This window comes from Streptomyces sp. JJ38 (assembly GCF_019303475.1).
In the GTDB taxonomy this organism is placed as follows: Bacteria; Actinomycetota; Actinomycetes; order Streptomycetales; family Streptomycetaceae; genus Streptomyces.
This window is the reverse complement of record NZ_JABLSI010000054.1, coordinates 19,066-34,753: the sequence shown is the minus strand read 5'-3', so window position 1 is coordinate 34,753 and position 15,688 is coordinate 19,066. Positions and strand designations below refer to the sequence as shown.

Sequence of the window (15,688 nt, the reverse complement as noted above, 5' to 3'; positions counted from 1 at the left end):
TGAGAGCGCTCTCAAGAGGGCCCTCTTCTTCCTCGTATCCTGGAGCGCTCCGAGCGCTCGCCGTCGTCTCGAAGCCAAGGAGGCTTCCCATGCGCAACCCCTCCACCCGACGCGCCGGCCTGCGGCTCGGCGCGTTGCTGCTCAGCGGCGCCCTGCTCGCTGCCTGCGGTTCGGGGACCTCCGACGACTCCGCCGACGGCGACATCACGCTGACCGTGGACCTCTTCGGCTCCTTCGGGTACGAGGAGGCCGGACTCTACGAGGAGTACGAGAAGCTCAACCCCGGCATCACCATCAAGCAGACCGACACGCAGGACGAGCAGGACTACTGGAAGTCCCTCCAGACCCGGCTGGCCGGCGGCGGCGGCCTCGCCGACGTCCAGGGCATCGAGGTCGGCCGCATCGCCTCCGTCACCCAGCAACAGGCCGAGCGCTTCGAGGACCTGACGCAGTACGGAGCCGACGCCCTGGAGGACGAGTTCGCGCCCGCCAAGTGGTCGGCTGCCACCACCGACGACGGGGCGGTGCTCGGCCTCGGTACCGATGTCGGCCCCCAGGCCATGTGCTACCGCACCGATCTGTTCGCCGAAGCCGGTCTGCCCACCGACCGCGAGGAACTCGCCGCCGAATGGAGCACCTGGGACGGCTACCTGGAGCTCGGCACCCGGTATCTGGCCGAGGCCCCCGAGGGCAGCGCCTGGCTGGACAGCGTCGGGAGCCTCTACGCGGTCATGATGGGCCAGCAGGAGGAGCGGTACTACAACGCCTCCGGGGACCTGATCTACGAGGACAGCCCCGCCGTGCACACCGCGTGGAAGACCGCCGCCGAGGCGGCCGGTGACGGACTCAGCGCCAAGCTCGACCAGTGGTCGCCCCAGTGGAACCAGGCCTTCTCCACCGGCTCGTTCGCCACCCTGCCCTGCCCCGCCTGGATGCTCGGCTACATCAAGGGCCAGGCCGGCGACGAAGGCGCGGGTACCTGGGACGTTGCCACGCTCCCGGGTGACGGCGCGGGCAACTGGGGCGGCTCCTACCTCTCCATCCCCCGCGCGGCCAAGCACAAGAAGGAGGCCTACCAGCTCATCGAGTGGCTGACGGCCCCCGAGCAGCAGGCCAAGCTCTTCAAGGCCCAGGGCAACTTCCCCTCCTCCACCGGCGCCATCGCCCAGATCTCCGACGCGACCGACCCGTACTTCTCGGACGCGCCGATCGGCCGGATCTTCGGCGAGGCGGCCAAGGAGGCACCGGTGCAGGTGCTCGGCGTCCACGACAAGAGCATCGCCGACCAGATCACCAACGCGCTCAGCGAGATCGAGCGGAAGGGCACCTCGCCGGACAAGGCCTGGAAGAACGCGCTCAAGGCCATCGACAACGTCCTGGGCTGACGCCCCGCACGCACCGCAACCGTCCACGCTGAACCACGAGGGGCCATGATGACCCTGACCGCTCCGGCCGGTGGTGCCACCCGGGCCCACCGGCCGCCGGCGGCCCGCCGCGCCTGGCGGGCGGCCTCCCCGTACGCCTACATCGCCCCGTTCTTCACCCTCTTCGCCGCCTTCGGCCTCTTCCCGCTGATCTACACCGCCTTCGTCTCCCTCCACCGTGTGGAGCTGCAGAACCCCGGGGAGATGGAGTGGTACGCCCTCGACAACTACACCGCGCTGCTCACCGACGCGTTCTTCTGGACGGCGCTGCGCAACACGTTCACCATCGGGGTGCTCTCCACCGTCCCCCAGCTGGCCATGGCCCTGGGCCTGGCGCACCTGCTCAACTACAAGCTGCGCGGCCGCACCTTCTTCCGCACCGTGATGCTCCTGCCGTACGCCACGTCCGTCGCCGCCGCCACCCTGGTCTTCGCCCAGCTGTTCGGCCGCGACTACGGGCTGATCAACCAGGCGATCGGGATCGTCGGGCTGGGGCCGGTGGACTGGCAGACCGGCACCGTCGCCTCGCAGGTCGCCGTCTCCACCATCGTCATCTGGCGCTGGACGGGTTACAACGCGCTGATCTACCTCGCGGGCATGCAGACCATCCCGGGTGAGCTGTACGAGGCCGCCGAGGTGGACGGTGCCTCGCGCTGGCGGCAGTTCCTCCACGTCACGCTGCCCGGGCTGCGGCCCACGATCCTCTTCACCGTCGTGGTGTCGACCATCGGCGCCACCCAGCTCTTCGGCGAACCGCTCCTCTTCGAGGGCTCCGTCTCCGGAGGCGTCTCGCACCAGTACCAGACTCTCGGGCTCTACCTCTATGAGCAAGGCTGGGGCTTCTTCCACCTGGGCCGGGCCGCCGCCATCGCCTGGGTGATGTTCGTCCTGATCGTGGTCGTCGTGGGCGTCAACGCGCTCGTCGTACGCCGCCGTTCCCGGAAGGAGGCCGGACGATGACCGCGCCCGCCGCTCCCGCCGAAGCCTCCGCCGCGCCGGCCGGGGCAGCCCGGAGCACCGGCCGTCCGGTGCGGGCCGCGTCCCGACTCCGGCGCGGCGGCCCCCGCCGCCGCCCGAGCGGCATGCGGGCGGGGAAGATCACGTACGCGCTGCTGATCGTCGCCCTGCTCTTCTCGGCGTTCCCGTTCTACTGGACCATCGTCGCCGCCAGCCGCTCCAACGCCGACATGGCGCAGGTGCCGCCCGCGCTGACGCCCGGGCCGAACCTCTTCTCCAACTTCGAGGCGGCGATGGCCGAGGCCGACATCGGCAGGGCCCTGTTCAACTCGCTCGTCGTCTCCGGGTCCATCACCCTCGGGACGGTGCTGTGCTGCACCCTCGCCGGCTTCGCCTTCGCCAAGCTGCGCTTCCGCGGCCGGAACGCCCTGCTGGCCCTCACCGTCGGCACCATGATGATCCCGCCCCAGCTGGGCGTCATCCCCCTGTTCATGCTGATCGCCGAACTGCAGTGGGTGAACCAGCTGCAGTCGGTGATCCTGCCCGGGCTGGTCTCCGCCTTCGGGGTGTTCTTCATGCGGCAGTTCCTGGTGCAGTCGCTGCCCGACGAGCTGATCGAGGCCGCCCGCGTGGACGGCGCGTCGACCGCGCGGATCTTCTGGACGATCGTGATACCCATCGCCCGGCCGGGCATGGCCGTCCTCGGCCTGCTCACCTTCATGACCGCGTGGAACGACTTCTTCTGGCCCATCGTCGCGCTCTCCTCGCAGAACCCCACCGTGCAGGTGGCCCTGCGCCAGCTGGGCGGCGGCTACGTCCAGGACCAGTCGGTGATCATGGCGGGCACCCTGCTGGGCACGCTGCCCGTGCTGCTGGTGTTCGGTCTGCTGGGCCGTCAGATCGTCGGCGGCATCATGCGCGGCGCCGTGAAGGGCTAGGCCTGCCGGGCCGACCAGGCCGGACGACGGCGTGAGCCGCGGTGCCGGACGTGCGACGCGGTCTTGTACGGCCGGACCCTGGTTCGTACGCGCCGTGGGGCCGGATGACCGCGGCCGCGACGGCGCACGGAACCGGCCCCCGGCGGCGCGAGCGTGCCCCGCGCCGCGGCCGCACCGGCCCCTCCCCCACCGACCACTCCCCCTCCCCGCGCCCCGGGGCGGGCCCATCCAGGCCGCTGACGGCCACCACGGAGGACATCGATGACCACTGTCGGCACCAGCCCCCACCCCCGCCCCACGCAGCGGCCCCGGCTCACCTTTCCGGCCGGTTTCCGCTGGGGCACGGCCACGGCCGCCTATCAGATCGAGGGGGCCGCACGGGAGCACGGACGCGGCCCCTCCATCTGGGACACCTTCAGCCGCCTCCCCGGAAAGGTGCGCAACGGCGACACGGGCGACATCGCCGCCGACCACTACCACCGGGTGCCCCAGGACGTCGCACTGATGAAGGACCTGGGCGTCACCGACTACCGGTTCTCCATCGCCTGGCCGCGGGTGCAGCCCACCGGCCGCGGGCCGGGCGTCCGGGCGGGGCTGGACTTCTACCGGCGGCTGACCGACGAGCTGCGCGACGCCGGCATCCGGCCGGTCGCCACGCTGTACCACTGGGACCTGCCGCAGGAGCTGGAGGACGCGGGCGGCTGGCCCCGGCGCGAGACCGCCGAGCGCTTCGCCGAGTACGCCGCCCTGGTCGGCGAGGCGCTGGGCGACCGGATCGCCACCTGGACCACGCTGAACGAGCCCTGGTGCGCCGCCTTCCTCGGGTACGCCGAGGGCGTCCACGCCCCCGGGCGGACAGACCCGGCGGCGGCCCTGCGCGCCGCCCACCACCTCAACCTGGCGCACGGCGGCGCGGTGCGGGCGCTGCGCGCTGTGCTGCCGTCCACCGCCGAGATCTCGCTGACCCTCAATCTGCACGCCGTGCGGGCCCTCACCGACTCGGAGGCCGACCGTGACGCGGCCCGCCGTGTCGACGCCCTGGGCAACCGGCTCTTCCTGGATCCCGTCTTCCACGGCCGCCTGCCCGACGACCTGTGCGCCGACACCGCGTCCCTGACCGACTGGTCCTTCGTCCGCGAGGGCGATCTGACGGTGACCTCCAGCCCCGTCGACTCGCTGGGCATCAACTACTACGCGCCCACCATCGTGGCGTCCGGTACCCACCCCTCGCCCTCCCCCTGGCCCGGGGCCGAGCGCCACGCCCGCTTCGTCCAGCCGTCCGGGCCGCGTACCGCCATGGACTGGCCGGTCGACGCCGAAGGGCTCTACGAGCTGCTCACCCGGCTGCGGGACGAGCTGCCGGGCGTCCCCCTGGTGATCACGGAGAACGGCGCGGCGTACGACGACTACGCGGACCCGGAGGGGAACGTCCACGATCCGGAGCGCGTCGCGTACCTGCACGAGCATCTGGCCGCCGTGCACCGGGCCCTGGCGGCGGGGGTCGACGTGCGCGGGTACTTCCTGTGGTCTCTGCTGGACAACTTCGAGTGGGCCTACGGATACGGCAAGCGCTTCGGCATCGTCCACGTGGACTTCGCCTCGCAACGGCGCACGCCCAAGGACAGCGCCCGTTGGTACGCCGAGACGATCGCGCGCAACTCCCTTCCGCCGCGGGGCTGAGCACGCCCCGGCGCGTCCCGCCGACGGCGGCGCCGGGGGCGCGGAACGGAAGGGGCGAGCGGGACACGGGTGGGGCGGGCACGCGGGTGCCCGCCCCACCCGTCGTGTCGGCCTCAGGTGGCGGGCGGCTCCGCCTCGTCGCGCCGCTGCTGGTCCGTGCCGCCGTCCAGGACGTGTTCGACGATCCTGGTCACCGCGGCCAGACCCTCGGGCGGCAGCTCCAGCGCCCGCAGCGCGAGCCTACGGACGCCGAGGTTCCGGGCGACCTGGGCGAGGGCCAGCTCGGCGTCGGTCTGCGCCGCGGTGGCCTCGTCGAGGAAGTACGAGGGCGGGACGCCGAAGAAGCGGGCGAGCGCGGTGAGCAGTTCGGTGGACGGGTTCTTCTTGGTACCCGTGCGCAGGGCGGACAGGTAGGCGCCGCCGACCCTGATGTGCGGGTTCGACTCCTTGACGGCGGCGGCGACCTCGTCGTTCGTGTACGCCCGCCCGCGCGGACCGTGCGGGCGGATCGTCTCGAAGAGGCGGTTGAGCCTGCACGCCAGCGTCGGTAAGCCCCTGTTGTCGGGCATCGCTCCTCACCCCTCCCGCCCTGACCGGCTGAACGCATCCTAGTCATCGCTCAACTCCAGCCTGTCAACCGGTGGTTGACACATAGACCGGATCCACGTCTAGACTCACACAGCGCACGGGATCAACTACTGGTTGAAACAAGCCAACCATTCGGCCGACCGCTCACCGCCCTGCTGTGCGGCGGCCCACCGAGCTGTCGGCCCCGGCACCGCACGGCTACCCGGAGCACAGCTCAACAACCGTCACACGCCACGCCGGGTTCCGGCCCCGTCCACCAGACGGGACGTCAGCGCCATCGGCCACGGGGGGAAGAGGGGATCAATGAAGGCCGCGCCGAGGACCGTCGACGGAGCCTCGCCGCCCGCGGGCGGCGCGTCGCACCGCCCGGAGATCTCCCCTTCCGACGAGGGCTCCGGGCTCTGCACCGCCTGCGGCCGGCACTTCCTCGACGGCCTGACCGGCGTGCTGGACCGGCAGGCCTGGGAACAGCGGGCCCGGGCGGCGCTCGAGGAGGCGCGCGAGGCGGGACGCCCGGTCGCGCTCGTCCTGGCGGACCTGGACCGGTTCAAGAGCGTCAACGACGTCTACGGGCACATCGCGGGCGACGAAGTCCTGAAATCGACGGCGGACGTGCTGCGCCGCATCGAGGGCGCCGTCGTCGGGCGGTACGGCGGGCACGCCGGCGACGAGTTCCTGGTGCTGCTGCCCGGCACCGGGGCGGACGAGGCACTGCGCGTCGCCCGGCGGGCGCTGGAGAGCGTGCGCGGCCGGACGGTCGGGGTGCGGACCAGCCGGAACGCCTCCGTCGCCCTCACCGGCCAGACCGTGTCCATGGGGGTCTCCGGCCGCGTCCCGCACCGGAAGCCGCACGAGGAGCTGTTCGAACTGCTGCTGGACTGCGACGTCGCCCTCCGGGCGGCCAAGCGCGGCGGCGGTGACCAGGCCCGGGCGGCGCTGCCCGAGCCGGTCCCCGTCGGGGAGCCGCGGGGCGAGCGTGAGCCCGGCGGCCCCGCGCGCAGGGTGGAACGGCCGCGCCAGGTGCGCATACCCCTCGCGGCGATCGGGCACACGGCCCAGGGCGACGGCATGGAGCTCGTGCTCTCGACGGCCTCCGCCGCGCACCTGCGGGAGATCCTGGAGCGGGCCCTCGGCGACGTGCCCGAGGACCGCCGCCGCGCCTGACGGACGGCCGGGGACGCGGCCCGAGGTGGCGGTCGCCCTGCGCCGACCGGGGGACGTGGGACGCCGATGGCCTATCGACACGCGCGTGGACGGGTGCGGAGACGGCGTCCTGCCTACCTTCGGTGACATGCGTGCCCGAAAGATCTGGCGGCGCCGGAAAGGCGCCCACGTGTCCCGTGTGAGACGGCGTCGGCTGACGGGTGTGGGCGCCGGCGCCGTCGCCTCGGGGCTGTTCCTCGGCGCCCTGCTGCTCCCCTGGGAGAACGGCGCCGACAACCTCGCCGACGCCCGCAACGCGGCGCCGGAGCCGACGGCGGCCCCGGCCTCGCCATCCGAGCCCCGCCCCGGGCCGAGACCGTCCACCGCACCGCCCGGGGCCCCGGCCATCGGGGCGTTCCTCGGCTCCGGCCCGCGCGGCGTGCACCGCATCGACGGCATGGAGCGCTGGCTGGGCGGTACCGAGCTGCGAGCCGGGCACACCTACCTGCCCGGCGATCTGTGGGTCAACATCGAGGGCAGGCCGGAGTTCCTGCGTCCGTGGGCCCGGTGGCGCCGGGCCGAGCCCGGCCGGATGCTGGTGCTCAACGTGCCCATGCTCGAGCGCAACGAGGCCGGCGTGTCCGACCGCGAGGTGCGCCGGCTGCTGCGCGCGGGGGCCCGCGGGGAGTTCGACGGCCACTTCCGCACCCTGGCCGAGCGGCTGGTCGGGCTGGGGATCGAGGACACCGTCGTCGTGCTCGGCTGGGAGATGAACGGCACGACGTACACCCACCGCTGCGCCCCCGACCCCCGGTCGTGGAAGGCCTACTGGCGGCGCGTCGTCACCACCATGCGCACGGTGCCGGGGCAGGAGTTCCGCTTCGAGTTCACCCCCAGCCGGGGCCGGGACGCGGTCCCCTGGACCCGTTGCTATCCGGGTGACGACGTCGTGGACGTGATCGGCATGGACTCCTACGACCAGCCGCCCGGCGAGACCTTCGACGACTACGTGGAGCAGCCCTACGGGCTGCGGGACCACGTGGAGTTCGCCAAGGCCCACGGCAAGCCCATCGCCTACCCCGAATGGGGGCTGTTCCGCAACGGCGACAACCCGGAGTACGTCCGCCGCATGCTGGAGTGGTTCGAACGGCACGAGCCGCTCTACCAGACGCTCACCGACTACTGCCCGCACGGTGTCTGGCAGTGCCGGTCCCATCCGATGTCGGCCGCCGTCTACCGGGAGGCGCTCGGGCGTGTCGGGGTGCCGCCCACCGACCCGCCGACCCCGCCGCTGCCGCCCGAGCCGCCGTTCGACCCGCCGTTCGACCCGCCGACCTCCGAGCCGCTGCCGCCGCCCGTCGAGCCGGGCGAGCCCTGCGTCGTCCTGGAGTTCGGGGACTGGCTCGCCCGCTGGCTGGTCGGCCGGGACGGCTGCCTGGACCCGGACTGGCCCGGGATGGCGGCGTACCGCGAGGCCGGATGGCGGTAGCCGCACCGCCTTCAGGGGCCGGCCTCGCAGCGAGGCCGGCCCCTGCTCGTGCCGAGGGACGCGACGCGTGCCGAGGCGGGGACGCGGGGCCGCGCCCCAGGAGCGGTCGGCCCGCCGTGGGGCGTCAGCTCTTCGGGCTCGCGCCCGGGCGGAGGGCGAGCAGCCGTTCCCGCCCGGTGCGGACGGCGGGCACGCGGGCCTCGGCGGCCCGGACCGCCGAGGCGGCGAACGCCCGGCCCTCTCCCGCGGCCGTCAGCAGGCGCAGTGCCGGGGCCAGGCGGTGCCGGGCCAGCAGATAGCGCTGGTTGGTGACGGTCTCGGGACGCCAGTGGCGCTTGTAGGGCTCGGTGCCGCGCAGCAGGCTGAGGACCCGCCGTCCCTTCTCCGTCACGTTCCGGGTGTCGTGGCGCAGCAGCATGGTGGTGATGTCCACCTTGCGCTCGCGCAGCTCGGGATCGGCCCCGTAGAGGTATCCCCCGGCGAGCTCACCGGACATCAGGGTGATGTCGACCGCGACGACGCGGCCGTCGAGCTGGAACTCGGTGACCACCGCGTCGCCCGAGGCCACCATGGCGGCGCTCGCCCGGGCGAGGTGCGCGGCGAAGCGGGGCCGCAGGTGCTCGGGCGTGGCACCGCGCCCGCTCCACTGCCGTGCGTGCAGCCGCAGCAGGGTGGCGACGGCTTCGGGCACCTCGGCGGCGGGGACGTTGCGCTCCCGGATGTCCAGGGCGTCCAGCTTCCGCAGCTTCGCGCGGAACCGGCTGGCGGCGCGCCGCGAGAGGCGGCCGAGCAGCTCCTCGAGACCGACGCCGGGCAGTTCCAGGCAGACGGAGTCGCACAGCCTGCTGCGCGGTCCCGGCCAGCGGCGGAAGAGCGTCTCGGCGGTGCCGCCGGGCCGTACCTCGCGCAGGTCGACGACCGCGTGCGCGGCGGCCTGGTGCAGTGCGCGCAGCAGCGCCGTCCGGGCCGGCGGGCACTCGGCGTCGAGGAGGACGTCGAAGAAGTCCGAGATGCCGCCGCCGAGCGGGACGAGCACGGGCAGGGGCCGGTACTCCAGCATCAGCGGCGCCGCCCCGACGAGCCGTTCGCCCTGGTGGACGAGCACAACGCGCAGCCGCCCGGGGCGGCCGTACCCGAGCCACCACGAGCGCAGCCAGGCGTGAGACTGGAAGGGGGTCGCCGACGGGCTGTTGCGGTGGAGCGCGTCCCACCGCGGGCCGAGGGCCGCGAACGCGTCGGGGTCCCGGCAGACGGCGATGGTCAGCGGTGCGGCGATTTGCTGTGTGCTCATCGGATGGTGCCCCTTTCCTGCCGTACCGGCTCGCCCGCGTGCGGCGCGTCGTTCGCCGCCGGGTGCTGCGCGTCCCGTGGCCGGACGAGGAGGATCAGCGCGCCGACGAGGACGCCCCCGGCCAGGCCGACCGCCGCGGACAGCGGTGCGGAGGGGGAAGCGGGCCCGCTGGGCGGCAGCGCGTCGGCGAACCGGACCAGTTCGACGCCGGTGCGCTTGGCGGACGCGTTGCCCTCGGCGGTGAGCGCGCGGACGACGGCGTTGGCGCGGGCGGCGGCGGCGCGGGCGCTGGTCGCGGTGCCCGTGACCTCGATCATGGGGGCGTCGGGCGAGGTGGCGGCGCGGACGCTGTCCCGCAGTGTCCGCACGGGGATGCCTGCCTCCTTCTGGGCCGTGGCGAGCACGGCGCCGCCGCCCGCGACCCGGCCGTAGGCCTGGGCGTAGCCCCGTGCGGAGGCCGGGTCGACGCCCTGGCCGGGGACGACGACGACATAGCCGCTGGCCTCGTACTGGGGGGCGCTGAGGGCGCCCCAGGCTCCGCCGCCGAGGAGGCCGAGGAGTGCGCAGACGGCCAGGGGCCACCAGCGGGGCGGACGGGGGCGCCGGGCGAGGACGCGCCGGGCGAGCCGGATGGCGCGGACGAACGGCCTGACGGCCCGGTCCCGCAGCCGCGGGGGTTCGTCCGGGGACCCGGCGGGCCGGGTGCGGTCGGCTCCGGACGGGGCGCCGACGTCGGTGCCGGCGTCGGTACCGGTGCCGTCGGCCCTGCCGGGCCCTGGCACGGCGTCGGTGTCGGGCGCGTGGTCGGTGTCGGGCGCGTGGTCGGTGTCGGATACGGGGGCGGTGTCGAGCGCGGTGTCGGGCATGCCGGTTCACCTCGGTGCTGGAGCGGGCGGACAGGACGCGGGCTGAGACGGGAGGCGGGCGGCGCGCCGGGGCCGGGACGTACGCCCGAGCACCGCCTCGTAGACGGCCGTCAGCCGCTCGGCGCCGCGCGCGACGTCGTAGCGCCGGACGGCGGCGGGCACCGGCTGCCGGGACGGGTTCGCCGCTTTCAGGGCACGCAGTTCGGCGACGAGTTCGGGGACGCCGGGGCCGACCCGCCGGGCGCCGGGGGCGGCGGTCGCGGGCAGTTCGTCGACGGCCGGACAGGTGACGTGGCGGACGGGCAGCCCGGCGGCGAGGGCCTCCAGGACGGCGAGGCCGAAGGCCTCCTCCCGGGAGGGAGAGACGAAGACGTCCATCGCGGCCAGGAGGGCGGGCAGGCCCGGCTCCGTCCCGGAGCCGTCGGCGACGGCTCCGTCTCGTTCCCCCGTCGCCACCACCCGGTCGGCGACGCCCAGTTCCCGGGCCAGCCGCCGCAGGGCCGGGCGCTCGGGGCCGTCCCCCACGAGCAGCAGCCGCGCCTGGGGCACGGCGGCGAGGGCGCGCAGCAGGACGTCGAAGCGCTTGTCGGGGACGAGCCGTCCGACACCGCCGATGACGAACGCGTCCTGGGGCAGCCCCAGCAGGGCCCTGGCGCGGCGCCGGGCGGCGGGCTGGAAGCGGAAGCGAGCGGGCTCGATGCCGTTGGGGATGAGCGCGATCCGCGACGCGGGCACGCCCCACTCCCGCAGCCGCCGCGCCACGGTGGCGGAGACGGCTACGGTGGCGCCGCCGAGGCGCTCGCTGGCGAGGTAGAGGGCCCGGGCGGAGGGGGTCAGGGGCCGGCCCTCGATGCGGGCGGCGCCCAGGGAGTGTTCGGTGGCGACGACGGCGCGCACCCCGGCCATGCGGGCGGCCGTCCGGCCGTAGACGCAGGCGCGGTAGAGATGGGTGTGGACGAGGTCGTAGCCGCCGTCGCGGATGAGGCGTGCGAGGCGGGGCAGGGCGCCGAGGTCGCGGTTGCCCGCCATGCCGAGGTGGGCGACTCGGTGACCGTCCCGCCGGATGCCCTCGGCGACGGCGCCGGGGTTGGTGAGGGTGACGACGTCGCCGCCCATGGGCAGATGGCGCAGGAGGAGCCGGAGTTGCTGCTCGGCCCCGCCGACGCCGAGCCCGGTGATGACGTGCAGGACCCTCATCGCGGTTCCTCGGGGAGCGGGGCGCGGCGCAGGGGGTGCAACAGCCGCTTGGCGTGCAGCCGCAGCGCCGTGTCGCGGGCACCGACGTGGGCGCGGGGCAGGGCGTGCGGCCCGGTGTGGTGGCCCGGGTCGACGGCGCATCCGTAGGCGTACCCGGCGGCGCGGACGGAAGCCACCGCCCGGGCGTCCACCGTGCCGTAGGGGTAGCAGAACCCGGCCGGGGGCGTGCCGAGGAGTTCGTGGAGCAGCTCGCGGCTGCGGTGGGTCTCCTCGTGCAGCACGGCGTCCCCGACGGTGGTGAGGCGTTCGTGGTGGAGGCCGTGGGAGCCGATCTCCATCCCGGCGGCGGCGACGGCCCGGATGCCGTCGGCGTCCAGGAGCGGCTTGCGCGGGCCGCGGACGTCCCAGGCGTTGTCGCCGCCGAGCCGTCCGGGCAGGACGAACACGGTGGCGGTGCAGGCGTGGCGGCGCAGCAGCGGGAGGGCGTGGTCGAGGAAGTCCGCGTAGCCGTCGTCGAAGGTGAGGCCGACGAGCCCGTCGGCCTCACCGGCCGCGTGGGCGCGCAGGAGTTCGCCGACGCTGACGCCGGTCAGTCCGCGGCGGCCGAGCCACGCGAGCTGGCGCTCCAGCCGGGCGGGCGGGACGGTGACGCCGTAGGGGTCCTCGGTGGTGTCGGCCACCGAGTGGTACATCAGGATCCAGGGGGTGCGCCGGTGGTGCGGGCGGCCGCGCGGCCCGGGTACCGGGGCGGGAGCGCCCGTGGGGACGCGGACCGGCTCTGGGACGTGGGGCGCGGCCCCTGCGGGTGCGGGCGCGGCTGCCGGGTCGGCGGACATCACTGCCTCCTTCGGGACGTGGTTCGGGACGAGTGGTTCGCGGTGTCGGGTGCGGCCGCGGGCTCCTCGGGACTGTCGGCCCGGCTCCCGGTGGTCTGGCCCCGCCTGGTCCGACCCGGGCCGATCCGGTGCCGGGCCGCGGCGACGAGCTGGGGGATCTCGGGGGCGCGCAGGGCGAGTGCCGCGCCGGTGAAGACGGCGAGCACGGCCGCTCCCCCGGCCGCGGCGGCGGCCAGCGGGTAGGGGCACGCGGCGGCGACGGCCCACCCGGCCAGGGCGGCGAGGGCCGCGGCGGCCAGCAGCCGGGCGAGCCCGCCGACGGTGCGGCGCACGGCGATCGGGACGACGCGGGTGCCGAGGCCGTGCAGCAGCAGGATCGCGGTGAGGCTGATCCCGGCGGCGTTGGCCGCGGCGATGCCGTGCACGCCCAGGGGCGCGGCGGCGAGGGCGCCGCCGACCGCGGTGACGCCCAGTCCGGCTGCCATGGCGGTGGCCGGGTACCAGGTGGGCCGGGCGGTGGAGAAGAAGGGCCGGACGAGGGCGCCGGCGAGGCTGTGGCCGAGCAGTCCGAGGGCGTACACGCGCATCACGGAGGCGGTCGCGCCGGTGTCGGCCGGGCTGAAGGCACCACGCTGGAAGAGCAGTTCGATGATCTGCGGGGCGCAGGCGAGGACGTAGGCGGAGCCGAGCAGCACGACGGCGGCGGCGAGGTGAAGGTCGCGTTCGACGCGCCGGGCGGCGCGGTCCCGGGCACCGTCGGCCAGCGCTCGGGCGACGACGGGGAAGGTGACGGTGCAGATCATCAGCGAGAGCACCATGGGCATCTGCGCGACCTTCTGCGCGTAGTTGAGGTGTGAGATGGCCCCGGCGGGCAGCCCGGAGGCGAGGTGGCGTTCGACGAGGACCTGCGACTGGCGCCCGAGGCAGCACACGATGACGGGAGCGAGCAGCCCGAACCCCAGCAGCGCCGGCCGCGCCCCACGCCGCCGCGCCCGGGGGCGACGCTCCCGGGGGCGACGCTCCCGGGAGCGACGGCTGCCGGGCCGGGCGGCACGGGGCAGTCGGCTCAGGACGAAGGGGAGTTGGACGAGGGCCATCAGGGCCCCGCCGAGGGCGACACCGAGGGCCGCGGCACGTACGCCGAGCCAGGCGTGGCACAGGATGACGACGGCGATGATGGCCAGGTTGTAGACGGCGTAGATGGCGGCGGGCGGGGCGAAGCAGCGGTGGGCGCGCAGGGCGGCGCTGAGGTACCCGGCGAGGCCGAAGGCGAGCACGGTCAGGGCGGTGAGCCGGGTGCAGTCCACCGCGAGGGCGGGGTCGTCGAGCCCGGGGGCGAGGGCACGGACGAGGGCGGGCGCGGCGGCGACGAGGAGCGCGGTGGCGGCGAGCAGGGCGAGGCAGAGCCTGGGCAGTGTGCCGGCGACCAGCTCCCGCACGGGGTCGGCGGCACCCGGCCCACCGGTACCCGCGACCGGGCCGGTGGCGGCCGGGGCGCCTGGGCCGGACTCGCCGGCGACGGGGGCACCGTCGGGCGCCGCTGCGGCGGGCGCGGCGGCGGCACGGCGGGCCAGGGCCAGGCTGAAGGCGGGGACGAGGAGCAGGGCCATGGCGTCCTCGATGAGGAGGGTGGCCGCGAGCTCGGGCAGTGTCCAGGCGACGAGGAAGGCGTCGGTGCCGCTGCCCGCGCCGAAGAGGTGGGCGATGGTCTGGTCGCGGACGAGGCCGAGGAGGGCCCCGGCGGCCGTGAGGAGGGCGGTGAGCGCGGCGGCCCGGGCCAGGAACCGGCCGAGCCCGGTGTCGGAGGCCGCGGGCTCGTCCGGCGGCCGGGGCTGCCGCGGCCGGGTGGCGGTCAGGCCGGTCACCGGGCCGGCTCCGCCCGGGGGTGCACGAGGGCCGGCGTCGGCCGCCGGGAGCCGAGGGCCCACCAGGCGGCGAGGCCGAGGACGAGGCCCGTCAACGGCGTGGAGGGGCCGCCGATGTCGGCGTAGAGGAAGTCCACGAGCTGCCAGCAGAGCAGTCCGGCGGCGGCGAGCCCGAGGTCGCGGGGCGTGCGCGGCGTTCCGGTGCCCGGGCCCCCGGTGCGGGCGGCGCGCAGCCGGTGAAGGGTGCACACGGCGAGCGCGGCCCAGCTTCCGCCCAGGGCGAGCAGGCCGACCAGGCCCTGTTCGCTGAGGACGAGGAGGTACATGTTGTGCGGGGAGAGCAGCGGTTGGCGTTGGAACGCGCTGCCGGCCCCGGCCGCGTCGCCGCCGGAGGAGAGGGCGAGGGGGGCGTGGGTGTCGCGGTGGTCCGGGAAGCCCTTGGGGCCGACGCCGGTGAGGGGGGCCTCGCGCCAGATGCCGAGGGCGGCGCCCCACAGGGCGTACCGGTCGGTGACCGACTGGTCGGGGGCGTCGCCGACGCGGGTGATGCTGTCGAGCCGCTCGCCGATCGCCTGGGTGCCCACACCGAGCCCGCCGACGAGGACGACGGCGGCGCAGAGGACGACGGCCAGGGTACGCAGGGCGAGCCGTGCTCCGGCCAGGAGCAGCACGGCGGCGCAGGCGACGGCGGTGGCGATCCAGGAGCCGCGGCTGAAGGAGAGGGCCAGCGGGATCAGGAGGAGGGCGGCGCAGCCGAGGGCGGCGGGGCGCAGCCACCGGGGGGCGCGGGCGGGCGGGGCGAGCCCGGCGGCGAGGGCGACGACGACGCCGTAGGAGACGGCGGTGGACATGCCCATCACGTCGAGGGCCCCGAAGGTACCGACGGCCCGGATGTCCTGGCCCTGGTAGGAGGCGCCGGTGGCGGTGGCGTACTGGTGGACGCCGACGGCTCCCTGGACGAGGGCGAGCAGGACGACCGCCGCGGCCGCGAGCCGGGCGTCGCGCCGGTCGCGCAGCAGCAGGACCACGGCGGCCGGGACGAGGACGAACACTTCCAGATGGCGGACGAGGCCGGGCAGGCTCGCGGCCGGGTCGTGGGAGGTGACGGCGGCGAGGGTGACGCCGACGGCGGGAGCGGCCAGCACGAGGGCGGCGCGGCCGGAGAGCGGCCGGGCGCGCTCCCGCAGCAGCCGGACGGCGCACCAGAGCACGAGGACGGCGCACCCCGCGTCGGCGGCTGTGGGCCCGGGGCCGGAGCCGGGCGGCAGGCACAGGAGGAGCACGACGCCCGCGACCGCGAGCCCGGGGCCGTGGCGGAGGAGCCGCCGGGGCCCGCGCGGTTCGGGCAGGGCGGCCGTCCCGGAGGCTCGGGCCTCCGGGGGCCGGGGAGGGGCGGTCGTCGCCGTGGCCACCC

Annotated in this window: 13 protein-coding genes; 6 read left to right on the top strand and 7 right to left on the bottom strand. The window is 75.3% G+C overall.

Annotated features, from left to right (window positions below; all coding sequences use genetic code 11):
• Positions 1-89 precede the first annotated feature (89 nt).
• The 4 genes from HPT28_RS23120 (at position 90) to HPT28_RS23105 (ending at position 4,999) form a co-directional block, all read left to right on the top strand.
• Positions 90-1,385 (top strand): extracellular solute-binding protein, encoded by a 1,296-nt coding sequence (locus HPT28_RS23120; protein ID WP_219093155.1) that lies wholly within the window; start codon positions 90-92, stop codon positions 1,383-1,385.
• Between the two features lie 48 nt (positions 1,386-1,433).
• Positions 1,434-2,384 carry a carbohydrate ABC transporter permease gene (locus HPT28_RS23115; protein WP_219093161.1) on the top strand — a complete coding sequence of 317 codons (951 nt, stop codon included), beginning with the start codon at positions 1,434-1,436 and terminating at the stop codon, positions 2,382-2,384.
• The gene (locus HPT28_RS23110; RefSeq protein WP_219093154.1) at positions 2,381-3,319 is read left to right on the top strand and encodes a carbohydrate ABC transporter permease; all 939 of its coding nucleotides are present in this window, start codon (positions 2,381-2,383) and stop codon (positions 3,317-3,319) included. Before HPT28_RS23115 ends, HPT28_RS23110 begins: the two co-directional genes overlap by 4 nt.
• A gap of 261 nt (positions 3,320-3,580) precedes the next feature.
• Positions 3,581-4,999: a GH1 family beta-glucosidase gene (locus HPT28_RS23105; RefSeq protein ID WP_219093152.1), complete on the top strand. Its 1,419-nt coding sequence runs from the start codon at positions 3,581-3,583 to the stop codon at positions 4,997-4,999.
• A 113-nt stretch (positions 5,000-5,112) separates the two neighbouring features.
• Here HPT28_RS23105 and HPT28_RS23100 read toward each other — a convergent pair whose 3' ends face one another.
• Entirely contained in the window at positions 5,113-5,568 is a 456-nt protein-coding gene (locus tag HPT28_RS23100) for a helix-turn-helix transcriptional regulator (RefSeq protein ID WP_219093150.1), read from the bottom strand.
• Positions 5,569-5,890: 322 nt separating this feature from the next.
• On the opposite strand from HPT28_RS23100, the gene HPT28_RS23095 reads away from it, so the two are divergent.
• Together HPT28_RS23095 and HPT28_RS23090 are read left to right on the top strand one after the other, a co-directional pair.
• The gene (locus HPT28_RS23095) at positions 5,891-6,751 is read left to right on the top strand and encodes a GGDEF domain-containing protein (protein WP_219093148.1); all 861 of its coding nucleotides are present in this window, start codon (positions 5,891-5,893) and stop codon (positions 6,749-6,751) included.
• A 127-nt stretch (positions 6,752-6,878) separates the two neighbouring features.
• Entirely contained in the window at positions 6,879-8,219 is a 1,341-nt protein-coding gene (locus HPT28_RS23090; protein ID WP_219093146.1) for a glycosyl hydrolase, read from the top strand.
• 124 nt (positions 8,220-8,343) lie between these two features.
• On the opposite strand, the gene HPT28_RS23085 is transcribed toward HPT28_RS23090, so the two are convergent.
• From HPT28_RS23085 to HPT28_RS23060, 6 genes are read right to left on the bottom strand one after another with little or no spacing between them, the layout of a single operon-like run.
• Positions 8,344-9,510 (bottom strand): GNAT family N-acetyltransferase, encoded by a 1,167-nt coding sequence (locus HPT28_RS23085; RefSeq protein WP_219093144.1) that lies wholly within the window; start codon positions 9,508-9,510, stop codon positions 8,344-8,346.
• Positions 9,507-10,376, bottom strand: a complete 870-nt coding sequence (locus tag HPT28_RS23080; protein WP_219093142.1) for a hypothetical protein — start codon at positions 10,374-10,376, stop codon at positions 9,507-9,509. Before HPT28_RS23080 ends, HPT28_RS23085 begins: the two co-directional genes overlap by 4 nt.
• 6 nt (positions 10,377-10,382) lie before the next feature.
• On the bottom strand, positions 10,383-11,573 hold the full coding sequence (locus tag HPT28_RS23075) for a glycosyltransferase (protein ID WP_219093140.1): 1,191 nt from the start codon (positions 11,571-11,573) through the stop codon (positions 10,383-10,385).
• Positions 11,570-12,409 carry a polysaccharide deacetylase family protein gene (locus HPT28_RS23070; RefSeq protein WP_219093137.1) on the bottom strand — a complete coding sequence of 280 codons (840 nt, stop codon included), beginning with the start codon at positions 12,407-12,409 and terminating at the stop codon, positions 11,570-11,572. The genes HPT28_RS23075 and HPT28_RS23070 overlap by 4 nt, the downstream gene beginning before the upstream one ends.
• Positions 12,409-14,274 carry a lipid II flippase MurJ gene (locus HPT28_RS23065; protein ID WP_219093135.1) on the bottom strand — a complete coding sequence of 622 codons (1,866 nt, stop codon included), beginning with the start codon at positions 14,272-14,274 and terminating at the stop codon, positions 12,409-12,411. Before HPT28_RS23065 ends, HPT28_RS23070 begins: the two co-directional genes overlap by 1 nt.
• Complete coding sequence (locus tag HPT28_RS23060; RefSeq protein ID WP_374227003.1) at positions 14,271-15,686, bottom strand: O-antigen ligase family protein; 1,416 nt, start codon at positions 15,684-15,686, stop codon at positions 14,271-14,273. Before HPT28_RS23060 ends, HPT28_RS23065 begins: the two co-directional genes overlap by 4 nt.
• Positions 15,687-15,688 lie beyond the last annotated feature (2 nt).

Coding starts and splice junctions, on each gene's coding strand:
- HPT28_RS23120 (WP_219093155.1), top strand. CDS start 90: ATGCGCAACCCCTCCACCCGACGCGCCGGCCTGCGGCTCGGCGCGTTG.
- HPT28_RS23115 (WP_219093161.1), top strand. CDS start 1,434: ATGACCCTGACCGCTCCGGCCGGTGGTGCCACCCGGGCCCACCGGCCG.
- HPT28_RS23110 (WP_219093154.1), top strand. CDS start 2,381: ATGACCGCGCCCGCCGCTCCCGCCGAAGCCTCCGCCGCGCCGGCCGGG.
- HPT28_RS23105 (WP_219093152.1), top strand. CDS start 3,581: ATGACCACTGTCGGCACCAGCCCCCACCCCCGCCCCACGCAGCGGCCC.
- HPT28_RS23100 (WP_219093150.1), bottom strand. CDS start 5,568: ATGCCCGACAACAGGGGCTTACCGACGCTGGCGTGCAGGCTCAACCGC.
- HPT28_RS23095 (WP_219093148.1), top strand. CDS start 5,891: ATGAAGGCCGCGCCGAGGACCGTCGACGGAGCCTCGCCGCCCGCGGGC.
- HPT28_RS23090 (WP_219093146.1), top strand. CDS start 6,879: ATGCGTGCCCGAAAGATCTGGCGGCGCCGGAAAGGCGCCCACGTGTCC.
- HPT28_RS23085 (WP_219093144.1), bottom strand. CDS start 9,510: ATGAGCACACAGCAAATCGCCGCACCGCTGACCATCGCCGTCTGCCGG.
- HPT28_RS23080 (WP_219093142.1), bottom strand. CDS start 10,376: ATGCCCGACACCGCGCTCGACACCGCCCCCGTATCCGACACCGACCAC.
- HPT28_RS23075 (WP_219093140.1), bottom strand. CDS start 11,573: ATGAGGGTCCTGCACGTCATCACCGGGCTCGGCGTCGGCGGGGCCGAG.
- HPT28_RS23070 (WP_219093137.1), bottom strand. CDS start 12,409: ATGTCCGCCGACCCGGCAGCCGCGCCCGCACCCGCAGGGGCCGCGCCC.